At 70.5% G+C, this 23,580-nt stretch carries 20 protein-coding genes and 1 pseudogene; 6 read left to right on the top strand and 15 right to left on the bottom strand.

What is annotated here, in order from left to right; genetic code table 11:
• Positions 1-39: 39 nt before the first annotated feature.
• From D892_RS0123980 to D892_RS0123990, 3 genes are all read right to left on the bottom strand, one after another.
• On the bottom strand, positions 40-1,395 hold the full coding sequence (locus D892_RS0123980) for a M20/M25/M40 family metallo-hydrolase (RefSeq protein ID WP_024803665.1): 1,356 nt from the start codon (positions 1,393-1,395) through the stop codon (positions 40-42).
• Between the two features lie 97 nt (positions 1,396-1,492).
• The gene (locus tag D892_RS0123985; RefSeq protein WP_024803666.1) at positions 1,493-2,404 is read right to left on the bottom strand and encodes an oxygenase MpaB family protein; all 912 of its coding nucleotides are present in this window, start codon (positions 2,402-2,404) and stop codon (positions 1,493-1,495) included.
• A 121-nt stretch (positions 2,405-2,525) separates the two neighbouring features.
• On the bottom strand, positions 2,526-3,092 hold the full coding sequence (locus D892_RS0123990) for a TetR/AcrR family transcriptional regulator (protein ID WP_024803667.1): 567 nt from the start codon (positions 3,090-3,092) through the stop codon (positions 2,526-2,528).
• Between the two features lie 76 nt (positions 3,093-3,168).
• Between D892_RS0123990 and D892_RS0123995 the strand changes: the two genes are divergently transcribed.
• Positions 3,169-4,098, top strand: coding sequence for an oxidoreductase (locus D892_RS0123995; protein ID WP_024803668.1), 930 nt, complete (start codon positions 3,169-3,171; stop codon positions 4,096-4,098).
• Between the two features lie 255 nt (positions 4,099-4,353).
• Here the strand turns inward: D892_RS0123995 and glnA are convergent, their stop codons facing one another.
• Positions 4,354-5,790 carry a type I glutamate--ammonia ligase gene (glnA, locus tag D892_RS0124000; protein ID WP_024803669.1) on the bottom strand — a complete coding sequence of 479 codons (1,437 nt, stop codon included), beginning with the start codon at positions 5,788-5,790 and terminating at the stop codon, positions 4,354-4,356.
• 388 nt (positions 5,791-6,178) lie between these two features.
• Here glnA and D892_RS0124005 point away from each other — a divergent pair, with 388 nt between their 5' ends.
• Entirely contained in the window at positions 6,179-6,637 is a 459-nt protein-coding gene (locus tag D892_RS0124005) for an RDD family protein (protein ID WP_024803670.1), read from the top strand.
• Between the two features lie 133 nt (positions 6,638-6,770).
• On the opposite strand, the gene D892_RS0124010 is transcribed toward D892_RS0124005, so the two are convergent.
• The 7 genes from D892_RS0124010 to sucB form a co-directional block, all read right to left on the bottom strand.
• A complete protein-coding gene (locus D892_RS0124010; RefSeq protein WP_024803671.1) occupies positions 6,771-7,514 on the bottom strand; it encodes a DUF4191 domain-containing protein in 744 nt (247 codons plus the stop codon).
• 165 nt (positions 7,515-7,679) lie between these two features.
• Positions 7,680-9,881 (bottom strand): elongation factor G-like protein EF-G2, encoded by a 2,202-nt coding sequence (locus D892_RS0124015; protein ID WP_024803672.1) that lies wholly within the window; start codon positions 9,879-9,881, stop codon positions 7,680-7,682.
• Positions 9,882-10,025: 144 nt separating this feature from the next.
• Positions 10,026-11,066: a lipoyl synthase gene (lipA, locus tag D892_RS0124020; RefSeq protein WP_232236152.1), complete on the bottom strand. Its 1,041-nt coding sequence runs from the start codon at positions 11,064-11,066 to the stop codon at positions 10,026-10,028.
• Positions 11,067-11,211: 145 nt separating this feature from the next.
• Complete coding sequence (gene lipB, locus D892_RS0124025) at positions 11,212-11,976, bottom strand: lipoyl(octanoyl) transferase LipB (protein WP_024803674.1); 765 nt, start codon at positions 11,974-11,976, stop codon at positions 11,212-11,214.
• Positions 11,977-12,025: 49 nt separating this feature from the next.
• Positions 12,026-12,559, bottom strand: a complete 534-nt coding sequence (locus tag D892_RS0124030) for a GNAT family N-acetyltransferase (RefSeq protein WP_024803675.1) — start codon at positions 12,557-12,559, stop codon at positions 12,026-12,028.
• A 175-nt stretch (positions 12,560-12,734) separates the two neighbouring features.
• Entirely contained in the window at positions 12,735-13,637 is a 903-nt protein-coding gene (locus D892_RS0124035) for a TIGR01777 family oxidoreductase (protein ID WP_024803676.1), read from the bottom strand.
• Between the two features lie 21 nt (positions 13,638-13,658).
• On the bottom strand, positions 13,659-15,503 hold the full coding sequence (sucB, locus tag D892_RS0124040; protein ID WP_024803677.1) for a 2-oxoglutarate dehydrogenase, E2 component, dihydrolipoamide succinyltransferase: 1,845 nt from the start codon (positions 15,501-15,503) through the stop codon (positions 13,659-13,661).
• A 333-nt stretch (positions 15,504-15,836) separates the two neighbouring features.
• On the opposite strand from sucB, the gene D892_RS0124045 reads away from it, so the two are divergent.
• Positions 15,837-16,184, top strand: a complete 348-nt coding sequence (locus tag D892_RS0124045) for a hypothetical protein (protein ID WP_024803678.1) — start codon at positions 15,837-15,839, stop codon at positions 16,182-16,184.
• A gap of 2 nt (positions 16,185-16,186) precedes the next feature.
• Here D892_RS0124045 and D892_RS48740 read toward each other — a convergent pair whose 3' ends face one another.
• A complete protein-coding gene (locus tag D892_RS48740) occupies positions 16,187-17,689 on the bottom strand; it encodes a leucyl aminopeptidase (protein ID WP_024803679.1) in 1,503 nt (500 codons plus the stop codon).
• A 102-nt stretch (positions 17,690-17,791) separates the two neighbouring features.
• Positions 17,792-18,619: pseudogene (locus tag D892_RS49225) on the bottom strand (TetR/AcrR family transcriptional regulator); the annotation flags it as partial.
• Positions 18,620-18,661: 42 nt separating this feature from the next.
• On the opposite strand from D892_RS49225, the gene D892_RS0124055 reads away from it, so the two are divergent.
• The 3 genes from D892_RS0124055 to D892_RS0124065 all read left to right on the top strand — a co-directional run bounded on the left by D892_RS0124055 (position 18,662) and on the right by D892_RS0124065 (position 21,679).
• Positions 18,662-19,309: a GNAT family N-acetyltransferase gene (locus D892_RS0124055; RefSeq protein WP_051499154.1), complete on the top strand. Its 648-nt coding sequence runs from the start codon at positions 18,662-18,664 to the stop codon at positions 19,307-19,309.
• A gap of 52 nt (positions 19,310-19,361) precedes the next feature.
• Positions 19,362-20,471, top strand: coding sequence for a glycine cleavage system aminomethyltransferase GcvT (gene gcvT / locus D892_RS0124060; protein WP_024803681.1), 1,110 nt, complete (start codon positions 19,362-19,364; stop codon positions 20,469-20,471).
• A gap of 107 nt (positions 20,472-20,578) precedes the next feature.
• A complete protein-coding gene (locus tag D892_RS0124065; RefSeq protein ID WP_024803682.1) occupies positions 20,579-21,679 on the top strand; it encodes a branched-chain amino acid aminotransferase in 1,101 nt (366 codons plus the stop codon).
• A 31-nt stretch (positions 21,680-21,710) separates the two neighbouring features.
• On the opposite strand, the gene D892_RS0124070 is transcribed toward D892_RS0124065, so the two are convergent.
• Positions 21,711-22,424, bottom strand: a complete 714-nt coding sequence (locus D892_RS0124070) for an MBL fold metallo-hydrolase (RefSeq protein WP_024803683.1) — start codon at positions 22,422-22,424, stop codon at positions 21,711-21,713.
• A gap of 179 nt (positions 22,425-22,603) precedes the next feature.
• Positions 22,604-23,575 carry a carbohydrate kinase family protein gene (locus tag D892_RS0124075; protein ID WP_024803684.1) on the bottom strand — a complete coding sequence of 324 codons (972 nt, stop codon included), beginning with the start codon at positions 23,573-23,575 and terminating at the stop codon, positions 22,604-22,606.
• Positions 23,576-23,580 lie beyond the last annotated feature (5 nt).

Here is a 23,580-nt window from a genome sequence, read left to right on the forward strand (position 1 = left end):
CCAGTCTCCCACGCGCCGGACCGGGCTGGTCGCGGCGGCTCAGTGGGTGGCGAAGTGGTCGATCAGCCGCCCGTTGAACTCGATGAGCCGGGCGTAGTTGGCGCGGGACAGGCGCTCGTCGGTGCCGTGGATACGCCCGAGGTCGGCCTGGTCGAAGAGGACAGGGGCGAAGTTGCAGCGGGTCGCGGCGAGGCCGTCGTAGTAGCGGGAGTCGGTGGCGCCGGGGACGATTCCCGTCGTGATCACCGCCTCCGGCACCACGGCCCGGGTGATCCCGGCGACGACGTCGAACGCCGGGCCCGGACCGGTGGTCTCGGACGGCTCCGACGACGTGCCGACCAGGTGGATCGCGACCTCGTCGTCGCGCACCACCCGGCGGCAGTGCTCGAGCACCCCGGCCACCGAATCGCCGGGCAGGATACGGAAATTCACCAGGGCCTCGGCCGACTGCGGCAGCACGTTCGCCTTCACCCCGCCGCGGATGACCGTCGGCGCGGTGGTGGTGCGCACCATCGCCTCGGTCTGCGGCCGGGTCGCGAGCATCCGGGTGACGGCCGCACCCGCCGGCGAGAACAGCTTCAGCGCGGCGCGGGGCGGCCCCGACAGCGCCGGCCGGACGCGATCGAGCATGTCCGCGGTCAGCGCCGTCATGCGCAGCGGCATCGGCTTGTCCTGCAGCCGCGCCACCGCCCGCGCGATCCGTCCGACCGCGGTCTGCCGCCCCGGCATGGAGGAATGCCCGCCGACATCGGTCACCGCCAAACGCACCGTGGCCCAGCCCTTCTCGCCGAGCATGAGGAAGGCGGCGGGTTTCCGCAGTCCGCCCGCGACACCGGCGGTGATCACCCCGCCCTCGTCGAGCAGCAGATCCGCGCGCACGTCGAGCGAGCGCAGACGCGCGGCCATGCGCGCGGCGCCGGAGCGCCCGAACGCCTCCTCGTCGTGCCCGAAGGCGAGAAATACCGTGCGGCGCGGGCGTTTTCCGGCCGCCAGCGCCGCCTCGACGGCCTCCAGGATCGCCATCACCCGGCTCTTGTCGTCGATCGCGCCGCGGCCCCAGACGAATTCGTCGTCGACCACTCCGGCGAACGGCGGATGGGTCCACCGCCGCTCGTCGTCGACGGGCACGACATCCATGTGCGCCAGCAGGATCGCTGCCGTGCCGGGCTCGGCGCCGGGCCAGCGATACAGGCGGCTGTGCCCGAACCGCTCGAGTTCCAGCTCGCCGTGCACCAGCGGGAAACACTGCTCGAGGTGCGCGGCGAGCCGGTCGAACTCGGCGTCGGCCGGGTCGTCGCCGGTATCGGACGAGACGGTCACACAGCGCAGCGCCGCGGCCAGCCGCTCGGCTGTCCGGTCGTCGACGCCGGTCGCGACGTGGGTGCTGCTGGTCATCGGTCACCACCACACGGGGAGCGGAGAACGGTCACCGTTGTATTGTTCAGCACTTCCGGGCCGCGCGCTGGGAAGCCCGGCCGCGTGCTGGGCGGCCTCAGAGCGGACGCAGGTCGATCATCTTGCGCAGCCGCGCGCGATCCCGCTCCAGGCGCCGGGCCTCGTAGGCGATGGGGAAGTAGCGGATGCGCTCCGGCAGCAGCGGGACGGTGCGGCCGATGAGCCGGCCCAGCCGCCGCAGCTTGCGCTCGTCGGCATCGGACCAGGTGAGACCCAGCTTGCGGCGGGCGGATTCGGGAGTCGTGCCGACGGTGAAGAAGTACTGCAGCTGTCCGACCGGCGCCGTCGCCAGCCGCCAGACCGGGGCCAGCACCCGCGGCAGCCCGGCCGGCGGCGCGATCTTGCGGATGACCCGCAGGTAGTCGTGCGCGACGTTGGTCGCCACGAGATGGTGGTCGACCATCTCGTCGAACCATGTCTCCCATTCGGCGAAGGTGGCCGGAATCTCCTTGGGCGGCACCGAGAAGTTGCGCATCAGCTGCACCACTTCGCCGTAGTACGCATCCTTGTCGGCGTCGGTGAGCGGCTTGCGGGTGAAGTACCGGCTGCCCTCGGTGAAGGCGAAGGTGCCGGTGTGCAGCACCCACGCCCACGGGCCGGAGGAGAGGGCCTTGTGGTGAACGCCCTGCGCGTCGACGGTGTTGAGGGTGGCGTGCATCGTGCGCAGCCGGTCCGCCTCGGCCAGCGCCTCCTCACCGCCGTACACCCACATCATCACCGATGCCAGGCTGCGGGTGGCGCGGCCCATCGGATCGGTGCGGAACGTCGAATGCTCGTCCACGACGGCGGCGATCGTCGGCTCCATGGTCTGCAGCAGGAACGCCGATCCCGCGGTGAGCGAGAACGTGATCAGGCCCGTTTCGTCCCACATCCGGGAGCCGGGCTCGAACGGCTGCCGGGGCGGCAGGTCGCTGGCGGGACGGTCGATGCGTGCTACCGACGCGGTCATGGTGATCTCCTCTGATCACTCGACATCATGAGAGTCTTACTCGTTAATCTTCTCATCATGTCTACCGGATCGGCAAGGGCCGGTACCGTGATGCACCCGCCGAACCCCCGGGTCCGGGATCTCACCGGCGGTCCGGGGACAGGGCGCGCCGGGCGAGGGTGAGCCATCTCGATCGTGTTGCCGCGGTGGCATTGTCGGCCGGGGCGGTGGCGAGCAGCAGGACCACGTCGTCGACCGTGACGTCCGGGTGGAGCGCTTGTTCCTCGTGCGCCGCGGCGATCAGCCCGCCCACCGACGCGGCGGCTCTGTCGCGGAGCCGGGCCAGGGAATCGTCGGCCAGCCCGGTCACCGCGTGCCGCAACAGGCGCTCCTCCCGCAGTTCGACGGTGACCTGGTGCAACAGGCCGATGATCTCGTCCAGCGCGGTGGACTCGCCGGACTCCACCCGGGCCGAGGCGGCGTCCAGTGAGGCGGTGATCTGCTCTTCCAGGCCGGCCACGATCGCCTCGACCAGATCCTTCTTCGCCGGGAAGTGCCGGTACAGCGTGCCGACGGCAACGCCTGCGGCGGAAGCGATGTCGTCCATGCCGACCTCCGGCCCGCGGGCGATCACCAGGTCGCGGGCGGCGCGCAGGATCGCCTCCCGGTTGCGCTGTGCGTCGGCTCGTCGCGGGTTCCGTGTGGGCATCTCCGGCTCCGTCGTCGTGGAACGCTCTTGACAATACATGAACGAATGGTTCACTTTTAACCTGAACGAATAGTTCATGTTAGGAGAGGTCATGTGGACAGAGACGGATATCCCGGATCAGCGCGGCCGGGTCGCGGTGGTGACGGGGGCGAACACCGGCCTCGGCTACGAGACCGCCCGCGCGCTCGCTGCCCGCGGCGCGGCGGTGGTACTGGCCTGCCGCAGCACCGGCAAGGCAGAGTCGGCGGCCCGACGGATCGCCGCCGCGGTACCGGGAGCGGTCGTCGAGACCGTCCGGCTCGATCTGAGTTCGCTGACCTCTGTGCGGGCGGCAGCGGACGATATCCGGCGCCGCTACCGGCGGATCGATCTACTGATCAACAACGCGGGCGTCACCGGCCTGCACGGTCGCACCGGCGACGGCGCCGAAATCCAGTTCGGCGTCAACCATCTGGGGCATTTCGCGCTCACCGGCCTGGTGCTGGACCTGCTGGTACCGGATGCGCGGATCGTGACCGTCAGCAGCATCGGGCACCGGTTCGGCCGCATGAACCGCGACGGCATGCCCTGCGGCACAAGCACATATGCCGACTCGAAGCTGGCCAACCTGCTGTTCACCTACGAGCTGGACCGGCGCCTGCGTGCGGTGCACCGCCCGGTGGCGGCGCTGGCCGCCCATCCCGGCGGCGCGACCACCGAGGTGTTCCGGTACTCGCCACCGTGGTTCCGGATTCCGAACGTGGCCGTAGCCAAGCTGTTCGGCCGCACGCCCGCCATGGGCGCACTACCCACCCTGCGCGCGGCCACCGACCCGGCCGCACGCGGCGGCGAATACTACGGCCCGGCAGGGTTGTTCGAGATCCGCGGCTTTCCGGCGGTCGCGAAATCCGCGACCCGATCCCACGATCCGCACCTGCAGGCCACGTTGTGGGCGACCTCGGAGAAGATGACGGCAGTACGGTACCTCGGACAGCCGAAACATCCGGAGCCCCGGCCGAATTCGTAGTAACGCGGTTACGAGGGTCGTCCGCCGTGATCGGTCGAGGCTCCGGGCCGGTGACTCACTGGTGAGATCACGCTGCGTCGGTCTTCTCGATAGTTGGGTGGTTCGATATGAAACCGGTTCGCCCGCTTGCTGATGCCCGGCGTCACGCCGAGCAGTTGGTCGGCACATCGGACCCGACGGATCGTTCGTGATTTCCGGTCCCGAAACGGCCGGAGCCCCAGCCGAATTCGGCTGGGGCTCCGTGAAACGCGCAACTCACACGTCGAAGTAGAGTTCGAACTCGTAGGGGTGCGGGCGGAGGTTGACCGGGGCGATCTCGTTGTCGCGCTTGAGCGAGATCCAGGTTTCGACCAGGTCCTCGGTGAAGACGTTGCCCTCGGTGAGGTACTCGTGGTCCTCCTCCAGCTTGTCGATGACCGACGAGAGGCTGGTGGGGGCCTGCGGGATGCTCTTGGCCTCCTCCGGCGGGAGCTCGTAGAGGTCCTTGTCGACCGGGGCCTGCGGCTCCAGCTTGCGCTTGATGCCGTCCAGGCCGGCCATCATCATGGCGGCGAAGGCCAGGTACGGGTTGCCCGAGGAGTCGGGCGCGCGGAACTCGATGCGCTTGGCCTTCGGGTTGTTGCCCGTCACCGGGATGCGCACGGCCGCTGAGCGGTTGCGCTGCGAGTACACCAGGTTGATCGGGGCCTCGAAGCCCGGCACCAGGCGGTGGTAGGAGTTCACCGTCGGGTTGGTGAACGCCAGCAGCGACGGCGCGTGGTACAGGATGCCGGCGATGTAGTGCCGCGCCAGATCCGACAGCCCGCCGTAGCCGGCCTCGTCGTGGAACAGCGGCTTGCCGTCCTTCCACAGCGACTGGTGCACATGCATGCCCGAGCCGTTGTCACCGAACAGCGGCTTGGGCATGAAGGTCACCGTCTTGCCCTCGGCCCACGCGGTGTTCTTCACGATGTACTTGAACAGCTGCAGGTCGTCGGCCGCCGACAGCAGGGTGCCGAACTTGTAGTTGATCTCGGCCTGGCCGGCGGTGCCCACCTCGTGGTGGCCGCGCTCCAGCTCGAAACCGGCGTTCTGCAGGTTGGTCGAGATCTTGTCGCGCAGGTCGACGTAGTGGTCGTACGGCGCGACCGGGAAGTAGCCGCCCTTGTTGCGGACCTTGTAGCCGCGGTTCAGGGTGCCGTCCGGGTTGTATTCCGCGCCGGTGTTCCAGGAGCCGGAGACCGACTCGATCTCGTAGAAGGCGCCGTTGATCGCCGAGTCGTAGCGGATCGAGTCGAAGATGTAGAACTCCGCCTCGGGGCCGAAGAACGCGGTGTCGGCGATCCCGGTGCTCTTCAGGTACTCCTCGGCCTTGCGGGCGACGTTGCGCGGGTCGCGGCTGTAGGACTCTCGGGTGAACGGGTCGTGCACGAAGTGGTTGAGGTTCAGCGTCTTGGCGGCGCGGAACGGGTCGATCCGCGCGGTGCTGAAGTCGGGGAGCAGCAGCATGTCCGACTCGTCGATCGACTGGAAGCCGCGCACGGACGATCCGTCGAACGCCATGCCTTCTTCGGCGAGATCAGCGGTGAACGCCTTCGCCGGGATCGAGAAGTGCTGCTGCACACCGGGGAGGTCGGTGAACCGGACGTCGACGTACTCGACCTCCTCCTCCTTGATGTACTTGATGACCTCGTCGGCCGTGCTGAACGCCACGTAGTACTCCTTACGGATCGGTTCCCAGCCTGTGCCGATTGCTGGGTGTCGTCGCTGAACGCTATGGATGCGGTGTTTCCCGACAATCAAGACTGTGTTTCGCCAGTGTTACACGTACCGCTGGCCTCGGGTTTCGGCGTCCCGGCGCCTCCCGCGGAGGAGGGCGGGCCACCGATAACGGCCGGACCAGCACGCATATCCTGCCATTCGCGGAGCCCGGCTGGCTGCGAAGGTACCGAAAAGATGTGTGAAAAAGCACGCCTCGCACGGGACCCGCCGCTGTGAGTTTCTCGCGCGCAACACCGCGGGCCCGGTTGGCGCACCGATCGCGGCGGAGGGGACACGGGTGTGACGCGGGCGGCGTGCACCGGATGCCTAAGCTGAGGACATGGCACGAATCACCGGCTCCTGGTTGTCCGGACCGAACGCGTCCGATCCGGGCGAGCCGGGTCCCGACGAGTACCCGGGCGAGCTGCTGGGGCTGCCGGAGTCCGGGGCCGGCTCCCTGGTGTCGATGATGCGGCGGATCGTCGCGCTGTTCGTGGACTGGTTCATCGCCATGGGCATCGCGGCGCTGATCGCCCGCGGCGGCTCGATCAACACGCTCACGCTGCTGGTGTGGTTCGTGATCGGCATCGTCACCGTGACGTTGTTCGGCTTCACCCCGGGCCAGTTCTTCCTCCGGATGCGCGTGATCCGGGTGGACGCCGAGGCCCCGGTCGGTGTCGTCCGCGCGCTGGCCCGCCAGGTCCTGCTGATCTTCGTGGTCCCCGCCCTGTTCACCGACTCCGACGGCCGCGGCATGCACGACCGCGCCACCGGCACCGCCCTGGTCCGCCTGCGCTGACGGTCTCCGCGCCCGAATCATTCCCGCCCGGGCAACGAAAAGGCCCGCATCCCGGTGTGCGGGGCGCGGGCCTGTCGTCTCGTCAACGCTGTCTCGTCAACGTTGTCTCGTCCGCAGCGGCTCGTCCTCGGTGTCAGCGGCGGCGGATGGTGCGCTGCATGCCGCGCATCTTGGCGCCGGTGGGCAGCGGGCCTTTCGGCATGGCCGGGCCGCCGCGGGTGGCCAGGGCCGACAACCGGCCCTCGATGAGATCCATCCGCTTGGTGTCGATATTGCGCGGCAGCTTGGTGAGGTAGCGCTGCAGACCCTTGAGCGGGACCTGGCCCTCGTCGTTGCCGATGACGACGTCGTAGATCGGGGTGTCGCCGACCAGCCGGGCGGTCTTCTTCTTCTCCTGCGCCAGCAGCGATTTCAGGCGCGACGGGGAGCCCTCGGCGACCAGCACGACACCCGGCAGGCCGATCACCCGGTGCACGGCGTCGAGCTGGGTGGTGGCCGCGACGCCCTGGGTGACGCGCCACTTGCCCTGCAGATTGTCCAGCACCCATGCGGCCGCCCCGGCCTGGCCCTCGGCCTTGGCGTAGACGTTGCGCTGCACCCGGCGGCCGAAGATGATGAACGCCACCAGCGCGCCGAGCAGCAGGCCGACCGGCAGGAAGAACCACTGCAGGTGCACGAACAGGCCGATCACGAACAGCACCACGGTGATGCCCACCAGCGCGCCGATCATCAACGGCAGCAGGAGCTTGTCCTCCTTGCGCTGCATGTTGAACGCCTGCCAGAGCTGCTGGCGCCGCTCCTTCGACGCCTGCCTGCGTGCCGCCTTGGCGGCGGCCTTCGCTTCCTTGGACGCCTGCCCGCCCTTACCTGCTGCCATGATTCTCAGGATATCCGGGAATGCCCGGTTGCCCGCGCCGGGGATGCGGGGCCCGTGGTTACGCTCCGCTGCCGCCTCCGGGCCTGACTGCTCAGGCTGTGTCGTTGTCGGCCTGAGCGGGGCCCTGCGTGGTTACGCTCCGCTACCGCCTCCGGGCCTGACCGCTCACGCCGGGGCGCTCGCCTGTGCCCGGATGTCCTCGGCACGCTGCGCGGGCATCGGCTCGTGCCGGGTGTAGGCGCGGGTGAAGTGCGCGGAGCCGTGCGCCAGCGAGCGCAGATCGATGGCGTAGCGGCTCAGTTCGAGTTCGGGGACCTCGGCACGGACGACGGTGCGGCCGCCGGTCGTCGGTTCGGTGCCCAGGACCCGGCCGCGGCGGCCGGACAGGTCGCCGAGCACGGCGCCGACGTGGTCGTCGGATACCGTCACCCGCACCTCGGCGATCGGTTCCAGCAGGTCGACCCGGGCGGCCGCGGCGGCCTCGCGCAGCGCCAGCGCACCGGCGGTCTGGAAGGCGGCGTCGGAGGAATCGACCGAGTGTGCCTTGCCGTCGTACAGCGTCACGCGCACATCGACGAGCGGATATCCGGCGACCACCCCGCGCGCGGCCTGCGCCCGCACGCCCTTCTCCACCGACGGAATGAACTGGCGCGGAACGACTCCGCCCACCACCTTGTCCTCGAATTCGATGCCCGACCCCTCCGGCAGCGGCGCCACCTCGATCTCGCAGATCGCGTACTGGCCGTGGCCGCCGGACTGCTTCACGTGCCGGCCCCGCCCGGATGCGCCGGTGGCGAACGTCTCCCGCAGCGCCACCCGATGATCGAGCGTGTCGACCTGCACCCCGAAGCGGGACCGCAGCCGCTCCAGCGCCACGTCGCGATGCGCCTCGCCCAGACACCACAGCACCAGCTGGTGGGTCTGGCCGTTCTGCTCCAGCCGCACCGCGGGATCCTCGGCGACCAGGCGCGACAGGCTCAGCGAGAGCTTGTCCTCGTCGGCCTTGCCGTGTGCGCGAATGGCCACCGGCAGCAGCGGTTCCGGCATCGGCCAGGGCGCGATCAGCAGGGGGGCGTCCTTGGCCGAGAGAGTGTCGCCGGTCTCGGCGTGCCCGAGCTTGCCGACGCAGGCGATATCGCCGGCGATCGCCTGGCCGAGCGGGCGCTGCTGCTTGCCGAACGGCGCCGACAGCCCGCCCGCCCGCTCGTCGACGTCGTGGTTGCGCTCCTCGATCGGACCGTGCCCGCAGACGTGCACGGTGTCGTCGGCGTGCAGCGTGCCCGAGAACATCCGCACCAGCGACACCCGCCCGACGTAGGGATCGGACGCGGTGCGGATCACCTCCGCCGCCAGCGGGCCGGCCGGATCGCAGGTCAGCGGCACCGGACCGGAGCCGTCGCCGAGTCGCGACGCCGACACCGGATGTTCGGCGGGAGTGGGGAATCCGCGCGTGATCAGATCCAGGATCTCCACCATGCCCAGGCCCTCGCGGGCGCCCTCCGGCGGCGGCGCCGCGATCAGGACCGGGTGGAAGGTGCCCCGGGCGACGGCCCGCTCCAGATCGGTGACCAGGGTGGTGAGGTCGATCTCCGCACCGGCCAGGTACCGGTCCATCAGGGTCTCGTCCTCGCTCTCGGCGATGATGCCCTCGATGAGCCGCCCGCGGGCCCGGTCGATCAGGGCGGCCTGTTCGGCGGTCGTCTCGGCACGGGTGTGCTCGCCCCGGGAGTAGTCGAAGACATGCTCGGTGAGCAGGTCGATCAGCCCCGTCACCGGCCGGTGCCCGTCGGATCCCCGCGGGCCGTACACCGGAAGATGCAGCGGCAGCATGCTTTCCGCGGCGCCGCCGCCGAGGATGTCGCGGCAGGTCTCGGTCATCTCGTCGAAATCGGCGCGGGCGGCGTCCAAGTGGGTGATCACCAGCGCGCGCGGCATGCCGACGCTCGCGCACTCCTCCCACAGCGCGAGGGTCTGCCCGCCGACGCCCGCCGCGCCCGCGGCGGCCGAGATAACGAAGAGGGCCGCGTCCGCTGCCCGCAGACCGGCCCTCAGCTCGCCGACGAAATCGGCATATCCTGGCGTGTCCAGGAGATTTATCTTGATGCCGCCGTAGGCGACCGGCACCACCGACAGCTGCACCGATCGGTGCTGGCGATGCTCGATGTCGTCGTAGTCGGACACGCAGGTGCCGTCCTCCACCCGGCCTGCCCGGGTGAGCGCGCCGGTGGCCATCGAGAGGGCCTCCACCAGCGTGGTCTTACCCGAGCCGCTCTGACCGACGAGGACCACGTTGCGGATCGCGTCGGGACGTTCCGCCGTGATCGTCGTGCCGTTGGCGCCTGCCGATGTGCTCGCTCTCTCGGCCATGTGTCCTCGCTCCCGGAGTAGACACGTGCGGTCAACCCGAGCTTCCCACCGGGGACCGCGGCCTGTCATCGATTCGCAAGATCCCGAGACGACATGCCGGGAACGAGCCCGGGCCGTGATGAAACGGCCCCGGCCCGGGCGGCGTCAGGAACCGAAGCGTGCGAGCACCGAGGACGCCTCCTGCGAGGCGCTGCTTTCGTCGCCGAGATGAGCCATCTCGGCCGGCAGTTCCCGGCCGTGCCGCCGCATGGCCTGGGCGTAGAGCCGGCCGGCGCGGTAGGAGGAGCGCACCAGCGGACCGGCCATCACGCCGGCGAAGCCGATCTCGGTGGCGACACGGGAGTGCTCGACGAACTCCTCCGGCTTGACCCAGCGGTCGACCGGGTGATGCCGCGGCGAGGGGCGCAGGTACTGGGTGATGGTCAGGATGTCGCAGCCCGCCTCGTGCAGGTCGCGCATCGCCTGCTCGACCTCGTCGGGGGTCTCGCCCATGCCGAGGATGAGGTTGGACTTGGTGACCAGGCCGGCCTCCCGGGCCTCGGTGATGACCTGCAGGGACCGCTCGTAGCGGAACGCCGGGCGGATCCGCTTGAAGATCCGGGGCACGGTCTCGACGTTGTGCGCCAGCACCTCCGGGCGGGCCGAGAACACCTCGGCCAGCTGCTCGGGGATCGCGTTGAAGTCGGGGATCAGCAGTTCCACGCCGGTGTGCGGGTTGAGCCGCTTGATGGCGCGGACCGTCTCGGCGTACAGCCAGGCGCCGCCGTCGTCCAGGTCGTCGCGGGCGACGCCGGTGACGGTCGAGTAGCGCAGGCCCATCGCCTGCACGCTCTCGGCGACCCGGCGCGGCTCGTCGCGGTCCAGTTCGGCCGGCTTACCGGTGTCGATCTGGCAGAAATCGCACCGGCGGGTGCACTGTTCGCCGCCGATCAGGAAGGTCGCCTCGCGGTCCTCCCAGCATTCGAAGATGTTGGGACAGCCCGCCTCCTCGCAGACCGTGTGCAGCCCTTCGCGTTTCACCAGGCTCTTGAGTTCCGAATACTCCGGGCCCATGGTGGCGCGGGTGCGGATCCACGAGGGTTTGCGCTCGATCGGGGTCTGCGCGTTGCGGGCCTCGATGCGAAGGAGCTTGCGGCCGTTCTCCTCCCGAACGATGGGACCGGAGGCGGCAGCCTGCGTATCCACGGAGGGAGCCGGTCGGGAGGACGATGTGTCGGCCGCTGCTGCATCATGCGGCGAGCCGGTGTTGTGCGGCGAGTCGGCGTTGTGGGCCGAACCTTGCGATGCCGTGGTGTCGACGGATGTCACTGGACCGATGCTACGCCCGTGATCATTCGGCCCGGGCGGGTGCTCCGGACCGGGCGCGGTCGGCTGTGACACGGGCAACAGCGTGCTCGGCGACCGGTAACTCGCCGTCGAGGGCCCGGAGGATCGCGTCGGTGACGGCGGGGAGCGCCTCGCCGATGGTGACCTCGCGGTCCAGCTCCCGGCTCAGGGTCGTCACCCCGGCGTCGCGGATGCCGCAGGGCACTATCGAGGCGAAGCCCTCCAGGGCGGAATTGCAGTTGAGCGCCACGCCGTGCAGGGCGACGCCGCGCTGCACCCGCACGCCGATCGCGGCGACCTTCCGTTCGGGCAGCACATCGTCGGCCGGAACCCACACGCCCGACCGGCCGTCCACCCGGCCGCAGTCGACGCCGAGGCCGGTGCACACGGTGATCAGGGCCTCCTCCAGGCGGCGCACGTAGTCGACGACGTCGACCGGTTCGGCCAGCCGCACGATGGGATAGCCGACCAGTTGCCCCGGTCCGTGCCAGGTGATCTTGCCGCCGCGGTCGACCTGCACCACGGGGCTGCCGTCGAGCGGCAGGTCGGCCGGTTCGGTGCGGCGGCCGGCGGTGAACACCGACGGATGTTCCAGCAGCAGCAACCGATCCCGGCCCGCGCCCTCGGCGCGCTGCTCGGCGATCTCGCGTTGCAGTTCCCACGCCCGGTGGTAATCGATCAGGCCCAGGTTCTCGACGAGGACGGGGGTGTCGTCGTATCGCGCGGACTCTGCCGGCCTGCGGCTGCCAGGGAGAGAAGGCTCGCTCACCCGAGCGAGGTTACGCCATCGTTACCGGCGGGCGAGCGCGGGTCGGCGGTCACCGGGGCGGTCGGCCGCCCCCGGATCCGCACACCGCGCCGGGCATCGTGAGCTGCATCAGGGTCAGATCCATCCACCGGCCGAACTTGTGGCCGACCTCGGGTAACTCGCCGACGATCCGGAAGCCGAACTTCTCGTGCAGCACGATCGAGGTGGTGTTGGCGGATTCGATGGCGGCGATCACGGCATGCACCGTGCCGGACCGCTCGGCCCGGGCCAGCAGCTCGGTCAGCAATGCGGTGGCGATTCCCCGGCGATGGAACCGGTCGGCGACGTACACCGAATTCTCCACGGTGAAGCGGTAGCCCGACTTCGGCCGCCACTGCGCGTAACTCGCGTAGCCGGCGACCTCGCCCGCCGACTCGGCGACGAGGACGGGATATCCGGCGGCCGTGCGGTCGCGCAGCCAGGCCCGCCGCTCCTCGAGGTCCACCGGCGCGGTGTCCCAGATCGCGGTCGTCTCGGCGATGGCGTCGTTGTGGATCGCCAGAATCTCCGGCAGGTCCGCCGCACGCGCATCCCGGATCACCACACCGGACGTCTCGTTGTCGCTCACGGGGGAACGGTAGCGAGGAGCCGCCGAGCCGCCGGATCGGGCCACCACCGCGGACGGCCGGGCGCGGCTCCCCGCGCGCCGGCGCCGACCGGCCGCATCGTGACAACCGTTGTGCTGGGAACGGTACGTCGAGCCCGCCCGACCGAGTCGGTCACCCGGCGCCGCGGCCGACCGTCGCGTTCAGCGCCTCGCCGATCGTGTTGTGCTGGAACGGGTATCCCGCTTGCTCCAGCACGGTGGGGATGGCCCGCGGTCCGTGCAGGATCGCCGCGTCGGCCATGTCGCCGAGGGCCAGGCGCAGGGCGAAGGCGGGCACCACGAACGGTGCCGGGCGGCGCAGGGCGCCGGCCAGGGCGCGATTGAATTCGGCGTTCGTCACCGGTGCCGGTCCGGTCAGGTTGACCGGTCCGGACACGGTGTCGTGGGTGAGCGCGAAGACGATGCCGCCGACCTCGTCGTCCAGGGAGATCCACGGCATGTACTGGCGGCCGTTGCCGAGCCGGCCGCCCAGTCCCAGTGCGTACAGCAGCCGCAGCTTGCCCAGCAGGCCGCCGGTGCGCGACAGCACGAGGGCGCTGCGCAGCAGGACCACCCGGGCACCGGCGTCGGCGGCCGGTCGCGTCGCGGCCTCCCAGTCCCGGCACAGTGTGCTCAGGAAATCCGTTCCGGCCGAATCGGATTCGGTGACCACCCGGTCACCGGTGGCGCCGCCGTAGTAGTGCGCGCCGCTGGCGTTGACCAGCGTCGGCACCCCCGCGTCGGCGACCGCCTCGGCGAGCACGTCGGTCGGGGTGAGGCGGCTGTCGCGCAGCAGCTGCTGGTAGCTGCCGGTCCAGCGCCGCGCCCCGAGACCGGCACCGCACAGGTTGACCACCGCGTCCGCACCCCGCAGCGCCTGCCGCGGGAGCTGCGCGCGGACGGGATCCCAGGTGAACTCGTCGCCGGCCTCGGCGGGACGGCGCACCAGGCGGGCCACCTCGTGGCCTTCGCGGCGCAGTGCCGCGACGAGCGCCGTCCCGATCAGTCCGGACGAGCCGGCGATGACAACCTTCATGCGGGTGACCGGATCTTCGTGTTACAGACCCAGATCGGCCTCGAACGCGGCCTCCTCGAGCCGGTGCTTGATGGTGGTGAGGAAGCGGCCCGCGTCGGCGCCGTCGATGAGCCGGTGGTCGTAGGTCAGCGGCAGGTAGCACATCGAGCGGATGCCGATGAACTCGTTGCCGTTGTCGGAGATCGCCACCGGCCGCTTGACGATCGCGCCCGTGCCCAGCATTCCCGACTGCGGCGGCAGCAGGATCGGGGTGTCGAACAGCGCGCCCTGGCTGCCGATGTTGGTGATGGTGAACGTGCCACCGGCCAGCTCGTCCGGCTTCAGGCCGCCGGTGCGGGCGCGGTTGGCGATATCGGCGATTGCGCGGGCCAGGCCGGCCAGCGACAGGTCGCTGGCGTTGTGGATGACCGGGGAGAGCAGGCCCTGCTCGGTGTCCACCGCGATGCCCAGGTGCACCGACGCGTGGTAGGTGATCTCCTTGGTCTCCTCGTTGTAGGAGGCGTTGACGTTCGGGTGCACGCCCAGCGCCTCCACCGCGGCCTTGGCGAAGAACGGCAGGAACGTCAGGTTGACGCCCTCGCGTTCCTTGAACGCGTCCTTGGCGCGGCCGCGCAGCGCCGCGATCCGCGTGACGTCGGCCTCGTGGGTCTGCGTCAGCTGCGCGGTGGTCTGCAGCGATTCACGGGTCTTGACCGCGGTGATCTGGCGGATGCGGCTGGCCTTCTGGACCGTGCCGCGCAGCGCCTGCAGCTGCGGCCGCACGCCGGCCGCCGCGGCGGCGGGGGCGGACTGCGGCGCCGCGGCGGCCGGTGCGGACGGCGCGGCGGATTGCGGTGCCGCGGTGGGCTTCTGCGCCTCGGCGGCGGCCAGCACGTCCTGCTTGCGGATGCGGCCGCCGACGCCCGAACCCTGCACCGACGACAGGTCGACGTTGTTCTCGGCGGCCAGCTTGCGCACCAGCGGGGTCACGTACGGAGCCTCGCCGTCGCCCGAGGCGGCATGCGCGGGGCTCTGCGCGGCCGGGGCCGGCTGCGGTGCGGGGGCCGGCTGGGGAGCCGGGGCGGGCTGAGGTGCCGGAGCGGGGGCGGGTGCCGCAGCGGGGGCGGGTGCCGCAGCGGGGGCGGGTGCCGCAGCGGGGGCCGGCTGCTGCGCGGCCGCGGGCTGCTGCGCGGGTTCCGGTGCGGGTGCGGGCTCCGGCGCCGGGGCAGGCGCGGGAGCCGGTGCGGGTGCGGGGGAACCGCTGCCGATGACGCCGAGTTTGCCGCCGACCGCGACCACGTCGTCCTCGTTCGCGCTGATCTCCAGCAGCGTGCCGGCCACCGGCGACGGGATCTCGGTGTCGACCTTGTCGGTGGACACCTCCAGCAGCGGCTCGTCCACCGCGACCTCGTCGCCGACCTGCTTGAGCCAGCGGGTGACGGTGCCCTCGGTGACGGACTCGCCCAGTTCGGGCATCTGCACCGGAGTTCCGTCGGCGGCCGCGGGCGCGGGGGCCGCGGCGGGTGCGGGCGCCGGGGCGGCGGGCTGCGCGGCCGGGGCCGGCTCGGGTGCCGGGGCGGGCGCCGGTGCGGCGGCCGGAGGCGCGGCGGCTTCGGGGGCAGGGGCGGGCGCGGCTGCGGCGGCCTCACCGGCCTCGCCGATCACACCGAGCTCGCCGCCGACCTCGACGACGTCGTCCTCATTGGCCACGATCTTGGTCAGCACACCGGCCGCAGGGGAGGGGATCTCGGTGTCGACCTTGTCGGTGGACACCTCGAGCAGCGGCTCGTCGACCTCGACCGTGTCTCCTTCCTGCTTCAGCCACCTGGTCACAGTGCCCTCGGTGACGCTCTCACCAAGAGCTGGCATCTGGACGGAGAAGGCCATGTCCGTTGACTCCTCTAACTGCTCGACGGGTCTACAACAGTTCGTCTCTCGCGGCGGGCGCGCACCGCGGTCGCGGCGGTGTCCGCATCAGCCACCGATCATTCTGTGTGGCACCGGAGATCCGTGTGGTTCATGTTCCGAGTCTCCATCCTTGCACTCGCCGCCACGGCACGTAGCACAGGGCGGGCCGTGTGTGCTGTCGGGCCCCGTTCACACGACCCTGTTCGCTATGGGCGGATCCGGATTCTGCGGCGGTCACCGCGCTCCTGGCAGTATCGATGGGACCGGGTTCGAGCGTGTCCGGTTTGTGAGGAATGAGGAGGTGGGGCGGGGATGGGTTTGCTGGATCGTTTCCGCCGCGGTGGTCCGGGCGGCGCCGATGCCGGCGAGTATCGCTATCTCGACAACTGGGTTCGCACCCATGTTGGTGTCGAGGCCTATGTGGAGCCGAAGACCACCGTGACCGATGTCACGGTGGTGCTCATCGCCACCGATGGCGAGTGGACCCGGCGGGCGGTGGGGGAGAAGGGCGCCCGGCAGCTGTCGAGCCGGCTCGGCATCCCCGTCTACGACGTCGGCCGCACCGGTTACCCGCAACGCATGCGCGACTACGACGCCCGCCGCCGCATCGAGCGGAAGCGGGCGCTGGAGCAGGAACTGCGCGGCGACGCCAACCCGTGAGATTATTCGGCGGCGATGTCGTCGAGGACGGCGAGGAGGGTGCGGACCGGGACGCCGGTGCCGCCCTTGCCGATGTAGCCGAAGGGGCCGCCGGTGTTGTAGGCCGGGCCGGCGACGTCCAGGTGCGCCCACTGCACGCCCTCCGGGACGAACTCCCGCAGGAACAGGCCGGCCGCGAGCATGCCGCCGTTGCGGTGCGGGGTGACGTTGGCCAGGTCGGCGATCTTCGAGTTGAGGTCGGCGCGTAGTTCCGCGGGAAGCGGCATGGCCCAGCCGTTCTCGCCGACCTGCTGCGAGACGCGGGCGACGCGGTCACGGAATTCGTCGGTGCCCATCACGCCCGGGGTGCGGGTGCCGAGCGCCACGACCTGTGCGCCGGTCAGGGTGGCGACGTCGATCAGGTATTCGGGCTCGTCCTCGCCGGCCCGCACGATCGCGTCGGCCAGGACGAGCCGGCCCTCGGCATCGGTGTTGACGACCTCGACGGTGGTGCCGCCGTACTGGGTCAGCACGTCGCCGGGCCGCTGCGCCGTGTCCGACGGCATGTTCTCGGCCATCGGCACGGTCGCGACGACCGTGACCGGCAGACTCAGCCGCGCCGCCAGCAGCACGGTGGCGATGATCGCGGCGGCACCGGCCATATCCGAGGTCATGTTCTCCATGTTGGCGGCCGGCTTGATGGAGATGCCGCCGGTGTCGAAGGTGATGCCCTTGCCGATCAGCGCCACCTTCTTGGCGCCGCCGCGATAGGCGATCCGGATCAGCCGCGGCGGCCGCGACGAGCCCTTCCCGACGCCCAGGATGCCACCGAAACCCTGGTCGGCCAGCGCCTTCTCGTCGAGCACCTCGACCTCGAGTCCGGCGGCCTCGGCCAGTTCCTGTGCGCGCGCGGCGAATTCGGCGGGGTACAGGTGGCTCGGCGGAGTGTTGACGAAATCGCGCGCGGTCGCGACGGCCTCGGCGGTGGCCTGCGCCCGGAACAGCGCCTCCTCGCCGAAACCCGGTTCGGGAACCAGGAATTCGACCCGCCGCACCGGCTGCTCGTCCGGCTTGGGCGCGGACTTGTCCGACCGGAACGGGGTGAAGGAGTAGGCGCCCAGATAGAAGCCCTCGGCCGCGGGGCCCAGATCCAGGCCCGACAGGGTGGTGACGGCGGTGCCGGTCCCGGCCAGCGCGCGCCCGGCGACACCGGCCGACTTGCGGATCTGCTCGGCATCCACCTTCTCGGCGGCACCGAGCCCCACCGCGAGCACACTGCTGACCCGCAGGCCCACCACGGCCGGAATCCGGGTCAGCTCGTCGGCCTTCCCCTTCGCCCCCACGGCCCGCAACTGCTCCAGCAGCGTCGCCCGGACCTGCGCGTCCAGCACGTCGCCGAACGCGTCGTCCGGCGCGATCGCCGGCCCGTCCTCGGTCGTGACGAGCCCGACGACGAGCACATCGGCGTCGATCTCCGTGGTACGTGCCAACTCCGGTCCGAGCGAACGATCTGCAACACCTGTCATGCGCCCAAGGTTACTGTCCGGCCCGCCGCCCGCCGGTGCGGAGGTGACCCGCCCGCTGCGTGGAACGGGTCGGTCGTCCGGGAAGTGGTGTGCGGCGATTCCGTCCAGGAGGAGGGTGAGGCCGTCCTCGAGCAGGTGGTCGAAGTTCAGGGTGAGGTCGTCGGTTCGGGGGGCGAAGTGGCGGGACAGGGTGGGGTAGGTGCCGTGGGTGACCAGGTCGATGGCGGTGGCGCGGAAGGATGCCGCGCCGGTGGTGGGTCCGTGTTCGGAACTCGGTAGCAGTGCCAGGCCCTGGACCAGGCCCGAGACCGACAGGTAGATAGCCGGCGTCTGGTCTCGGGTGATGCCCGGGCGGTCCAGGGCGGCGAAGAAGCGTTCCAGGCTGTCCAGGAGCGCGGGGCTCACCGGCGGGCGGGTGCGGGCGAGGACCGGCAGGATCCAGGGATGGTCGCGGTACAGCCGCCATTCCGCGCGGGCCTCGTAGGCGAGCCGGGCTCGCCAGCCGGTGAGATCGTCTGGTGGCGGCGGGTTTTCGCCGAGCGCCAGTTCGGTCATCGCGGCGAGCAGGGTGTCGCGGTCGGGAAAGTGGCGGTACAGGGCGGCGGTGGCGACGCCGAGTTCGGTCGCGATCCGGCGCATCGATAGTGCGTGCAGGCCGTCCCGGTCGGCGAGTTCCACTGCGGCACGGACGATTCCGACGGCGGTGAGGCGCCGTGAGCGCGGCCGGCGCGGAAGTGTTTCGGTGGTGTCGCGGCGGCCGCGGTAGGCGCGGGCCTGACACGACCGCGAACAGTACCGCCTGCGCCGGCCGCGCCGGGGCTGGGCGAGCGGCTCGGCGCAGACGGCACACGCCGATTCCGATTTCGTCACACCATCCAGTGTGACGAAATGCTCGTCACTCCGCAGGGCAGACCATATCTTGACGGTCACAGACGGCGTTCACACGCAGAGTTCACGAGGAGGAGGCCGGAGATGGGCTCGGAGGTGTCGGTGCGTCGCGCGGAACCGGCGGAGGCGCGGACGGTGGCGCAGGTGTTCGCCGCGGCCGCGGCGGACGAGGCGGTGTCGGCGTGGGTGATGGACGGTCACCCCGATGTCGCGGAGAGCTTCCGCGAGCAGTACATGCCCGACATGATCGCCCGGGCGCTGAGCGAGGACGAGATCTGGGTGGCCGGAGCGGGCGACGACATCTGGACGGTGTCGGTGTGGCAGACGGTGACGAGCCCGGACCGCGCCCGGCAGGAGGCACAGCAGTCGCGGGAACTGTTCGACGCGATGCCGCGGCGGCCGTTCCGCCGGATGGCGGCGGTGACCGCCGCGATCGCCGAACACCATCCGCAGCGGTTCCCGCACCGCTACCTGCAAGCGATCGTGACGCTCCCGGGCCACCGCGGCTCGGGGGCGGGCGGTGCGCTGCTGGCCGACCGGATCCGGGCGGCCACCGAGGCGGGTGTGCCCGCGTATCTCGAGGCCAGCACCGAACGTTCGGCGCGGCTGTACGCCCGGCACGGTTTCGAGCGGACGGGCGATCCGATCCCGCTGCCCGAGAACGGCCCGATCCTGATCCCGATGTGGTTCCCCGGCCGATCCCGCGATCTCCGGTCCGCCGGGGCACCGTGATTCGCCGCACCGGTATGGCCGGCGCCGGCGCCTCGACCGATAGGCTCGCCTCGTGACCGACTCGAATCTGCAGCAGGGCCCGATCCGGAACGTGCACGCCGAGCTGGGCGCGACCTTCGCGCCGTTCGGCGGATGGGAAATGCCCGTTCAGTACGCCGGGACCGTGGCCGAGCACACGTCGGTGCGCACCGCGGCCGGCCTGTTCGACGTGAGTCACCTCGGCAAGGCCACCGTGCGCGGTCCGGGCGCGGCGCGGCTGGTGAATACGGTGCTGACCAACGACCTGGGCCGGATCCGCCCGGGCAAGGCGCAGTACACGTTGTGCTGCGCGCCGGACGGCGGCGTGCTCGACGACCTGATCGTCTACTACGTGAGCGACGACGAACTGTTCCTGGTGCCCAACGCCGCCAACACCGCCGGCGTGGTCGGCGAGCTGCGGAAGGCGATCACCGAAGGGGCGGACGGCATTACGGTCACCGACCAGCACCGCGACTACGCGGTGTTCGCGGTGCAGGGACCGAGGTCGGCGGAGGTGCTCGCGGCGCTCGGGCTGCCGACCGAGATGGAGTTCATGGCCTTCGCCGACGCCGACTGGGAGGGCCGCCCGGTGCGGGTCTGCCGGTCCGGGTACACCGGCGAGCAGGGCTACGAACTGCTGCCGCGCTGGGACGACGCCGAGCCGCTGTTCCGGGCGCTGCTGGCCGAGGTCCGCGCCCGTGACGGCGAGCCGGCCGGCCTGGGCGCCCGCGACACCCTGCGCACCGAGATGGGCTATCCGCTGCACGGCCACGAGCTGTCCCCGGACATCACCCCGGTGCAGGCCCGCTGCGGCTGGGCGGTCGGCTGGAAGAAGCCGGAGTTCGTCGGCAAGGCCGCGCTCGAGCAGGAGAAGGCGGCGGGCGCGCGCCGAATCCTGCTGGGCCTCAAGGCACTCGACCGCGGCGTGCTGCGGCCGGGACAGACCGTGCTGAGCGGCGACGAGGCCGTCGGCGAGACCACGTCGGGCACGTTCTCGCCGACCCTGAAGGCCGGTATCGCCCTGGCGCTGCTGGACCGCACCGCCGGTCTCGAACCGGGTGCCGAGGTGGCGGTCGACGTGCGCGGCCGTCGGCTGCGCGCCGAGGTCGTCAAGCCCCCGTTCGTCACCCCGCGCACCTCCTGACGCCGGCTCCCGCGCACCGGGCCGCGGCACGCCGGCCGCCGCCCGCGCCTGCGGCGATGCCGGGACCGGGCCCGCGCGGGCTCGACGCCGCGTTCTAGGATCGGGTCATGACCGTTGCCGCACAGTTCACCCGTCTCCCGCATTCGTCGCCCACCCCGGCGGCGCGGCGACAGGAGATTCTGGTGGATCCCGGCTTCGGGCGGTACTTCACCGACCACATGGTGTCGATCGACTACCGCGACGGTGCCTGGGTCGATCCGCGGGTAGAGCCCTACGCCCCGCTGACGATGGACCCGGCGACCATGGTGTTCCACTACGGCCAGGCCATCTTCGAGGGGCTGAAGGCGTACCGGCAGGGCGACGGCGGCATCGCGACCTTCCGCATCGACGCCAACGCCCGCCGGTTCCAGCGGTCGGCGCGCCGGATGGCGATGGCCGAGCTGCCCGAGGAGCTGTTCGTCGAGTCGATCCGCCAGTTGCTCGAGGTCGACACCGACTGGGTGCCCGCGGCCGGCGGCGAGGATTCGCTGTACTTGCGCCCGTTCATGTTCGCCACCGAATCCGGCCTCGGCGTCAAGCCGGCCGGCGCCTACCGGTACCTGCTTCTGGGTTCGCCTGCGGGAGCGTACTTTCCGCGCGGCCTGAAGCCGGTGCGGGTGTGGCTGTCCACCGAGTACGTGCGGGCCGCGCCCGGCGGCACCGGCGAGGCCAAGGTGGCCGGCAACTACGCCGCCTCGCTGCTGGCGCAGGCCGAGGCCACCGAGAAGGACTGCGACCAGGTGGTGTGGCTGGACGCCTGCGACCACCGCTACGTCGAGGAGATGGGCACCAACAACCTGTTCTTCGTCTACGGCTCGGGTTCGCAGGCGCGGCTGGTGACTCCCGAACTGTCCGGTTCGCTGCTGCCCGGCATCACCCGCGACTCGCTGCTGACCCTGGCCGCCGACTCCGGCTACCAGGTGGAGGAGCGCAAGATCTCGGTCGAGGAATGGCGCCGGGGCGCCGAATCCGGTGAGATCACCGAGGTTTTCGGCTGCGGTACCGCGGCCGTGGTGATTCCGGTCGCCTCGGTGCATTCGGCCGACGGCGAATTCACCATCGGCGACGGCGAACCCGGCGAGGTCACCATGGCGCTGCGCGACACGCTGACCGGAATCCAGCGCGGCACGTTCGCCGATATTCACGGCTGGATGCGCACTCTGGTATGAGTGGATGACCGGGGCGTGAACGGGCGACCGGTCAGCCCGGCATCAGCATGTGCCACTGTTCCAAAGTCTGCGGGCGCATCACATAGTTGCTGTCGCGCACCGCCGACAGCGCGGCGTTGGGTTCCTGCGAATACCAGTGCCCGGGATAAACCACCGGATCTCCGTGCAGGCCCGCCAGATACCGCAGGCTGCGGAACATCGAGTCGGAATCGCCGCCCGGGAAATCCGTGCGCCCGCAGCCGTCGACGAACAAGGTATCGCCGGCGACCAGCCGATCGTCGAACAGGAAGCATTGGCTGCCCGGCGTGTGGCCCGGGGTGTGCAGTAATTCGATCTCGAGCCCGCCGACGGCCACCTTGTCGCCGTGGTCGTGCCCGGTCAATTCGCTCGGCGCGATTTCGGTGACATTCGCCACCCAAGGTAGTTCTTCCGCATTGACGTGCACCGGAACCTGCACGCGTTCGAGCAGTTCACGCACCCCGCGCAGGGTGAATCCGAGCATCGTGCCGCCCACGTGATCGGGGTGATGGTGGGTGGCGAGCACGCCGGTCAGGCGCAGCCCGTCGGATTCGGCGATATCCACCAGATCGCCCGCCGCGTACGCGGGATCCACGACCACGCACTCGCCGCTGTCTCTGTCGCCGATCAAATACGCGAAATTGCGCATCTGCGTGGCGATCGGATCGCCCACGGCCCAGTCCCGGCCCGCCAGCAGCTGACGAAAATACACACGGTCGGATCCCATACGAACCACCCTATGGCTCGGCGGCGATCGGCGCGCATTCGACCGGTTGTGATTCGTCACCGTATAGTGCGGCGGCCGAATCGGTTCGGACACGGGCGAATCGCCGATTCGCTATTTGCGGATTGCGGAAACGCGCCGCACCGTCGGTCGGACGATGCGGCGCGGGTCGGATCTGTCGGTCAGCTCAGCAGTGGCGCGATGTCGTCGGCGGCCTGCGGGCCGTAAGCCGTGCGAAGCCGCTCGAGCGCCTCGTCATGCTTCAGTTCCCATTCCTGCGGGCCGTCGGTCTCGAGCACGTGCACCGCGATGAGCGAACCCAGTTGCGCGGCGCGTTCCAGGCCGAGTCCGGCCTGGTGTCCGGTCAGGAAGCCGGCGCGGAAGGCGTCGCCGATGCCGGTCGGGTCGACCTTGGCGCGTTCCGGCACCACCTCGACGTTGACCTCGGTGCCGTCGCGGTCGACGATCTGCACGCCCTTCGCACCCAGCGTGGTGACCCGGATGCCGACCTTCTGCCCGATCTCCTCGAGGGTCACCCCGGTCTTCTGCAGCAGCAGGCCCAGCTCGTATTCGTTGGTGAAAAGGTATGCGGCGCCGTCGATCAGCTCGAGGGCCTGGTTGCCGTCGAGGAGGGCCAGCTGCTGGGACGGGTCGGCCGCGAACGGGATGCCCAGCTCCCGGCACTCGCGGGTGTGCCGCAGCATCGCCTCCGGGTCGTTGGCGCCGATGAGCACCAGCTCCAGCTCCCGGGTGCGGGCGACCTCGGCGATCGAGATGTCGCGGGCCTCGCTCATCGCGCCCGGGTAGAAGGCGGCGATCTGGGCCATCTCGTCGTCGGTGTTGCAGATGAAGCGCGCGGTGTGCGCCTTGTCGGAGACCAGCACGGCCGAGCAGTCCACGCCGTTGCGCTCCAGCAACTCGCGGTACTCGCCGAAGTCCTGGCCGACCGCGCCGAGCAGCAGCGGATTGCGGCCGAGCTGACCCATCGCGTAGACGATGTTGCCTGCGACGCCGCCGCGGCGGATGGTCAGGTCATCGACCAGGAAGCTCACCGAGATGTGTTCCAGCTGATCTGCCAGCAGGGACTCGGAGAACTTGCCAGGAAAATGCATGAGGTTATCGGACGCAATGGATGCGGACACGGCGATAGTCACAGAGG

The sequence above is a fragment of the Nocardia sp. BMG51109 genome, from assembly GCF_000526215.1.
Classification (GTDB): Bacteria; Actinomycetota; Actinomycetes; order Mycobacteriales; family Mycobacteriaceae; genus Nocardia.

What these genes read in the sequence shown, in the direction of transcription:
- D892_RS0123980 (WP_024803665.1), bottom strand. Translation starts at nt 1,395, where the DNA reads ATGACCAGCAGCACCCACGTCGCGACCGGCGTCGACGACCGGACAGCC.
- D892_RS0123985 (WP_024803666.1), bottom strand. Translation starts at nt 2,404, where the DNA reads ATGACCGCGTCGGTAGCACGCATCGACCGTCCCGCCAGCGACCTGCCG.
- D892_RS0123990 (WP_024803667.1), bottom strand. Translation starts at nt 3,092, where the DNA reads ATGCCCACACGGAACCCGCGACGAGCCGACGCACAGCGCAACCGGGAG.
- D892_RS0123995 (WP_024803668.1), top strand. Translation starts at nt 3,169, where the DNA reads ATGTTAGGAGAGGTCATGTGGACAGAGACGGATATCCCGGATCAGCGC.
- D892_RS0124005 (WP_024803670.1), top strand. Translation starts at nt 6,179, where the DNA reads ATGGCACGAATCACCGGCTCCTGGTTGTCCGGACCGAACGCGTCCGAT.
- D892_RS0124010 (WP_024803671.1), bottom strand. Translation starts at nt 7,514, where the DNA reads ATGGCAGCAGGTAAGGGCGGGCAGGCGTCCAAGGAAGCGAAGGCCGCC.
- D892_RS0124015 (WP_024803672.1), bottom strand. Translation starts at nt 9,881, where the DNA reads ATGGCCGAGAGAGCGAGCACATCGGCAGGCGCCAACGGCACGACGATC.
- D892_RS0124035 (WP_024803676.1), bottom strand. Translation starts at nt 13,637, where the DNA reads ATGAAGGTTGTCATCGCCGGCTCGTCCGGACTGATCGGGACGGCGCTC.
- sucB (WP_024803677.1), bottom strand. Translation starts at nt 15,503, where the DNA reads ATGGCCTTCTCCGTCCAGATGCCAGCTCTTGGTGAGAGCGTCACCGAG.
- D892_RS0124045 (WP_024803678.1), top strand. Translation starts at nt 15,837, where the DNA reads ATGGGTTTGCTGGATCGTTTCCGCCGCGGTGGTCCGGGCGGCGCCGAT.
- D892_RS48740 (WP_024803679.1), bottom strand. Translation starts at nt 17,689, where the DNA reads ATGACAGGTGTTGCAGATCGTTCGCTCGGACCGGAGTTGGCACGTACC.
- D892_RS0124055 (WP_051499154.1), top strand. Translation starts at nt 18,662, where the DNA reads ATGGGCTCGGAGGTGTCGGTGCGTCGCGCGGAACCGGCGGAGGCGCGG.
- D892_RS0124065 (WP_024803682.1), top strand. Translation starts at nt 20,579, where the DNA reads ATGACCGTTGCCGCACAGTTCACCCGTCTCCCGCATTCGTCGCCCACC.
- D892_RS0124070 (WP_024803683.1), bottom strand. Translation starts at nt 22,424, where the DNA reads ATGGGATCCGACCGTGTGTATTTTCGTCAGCTGCTGGCGGGCCGGGAC.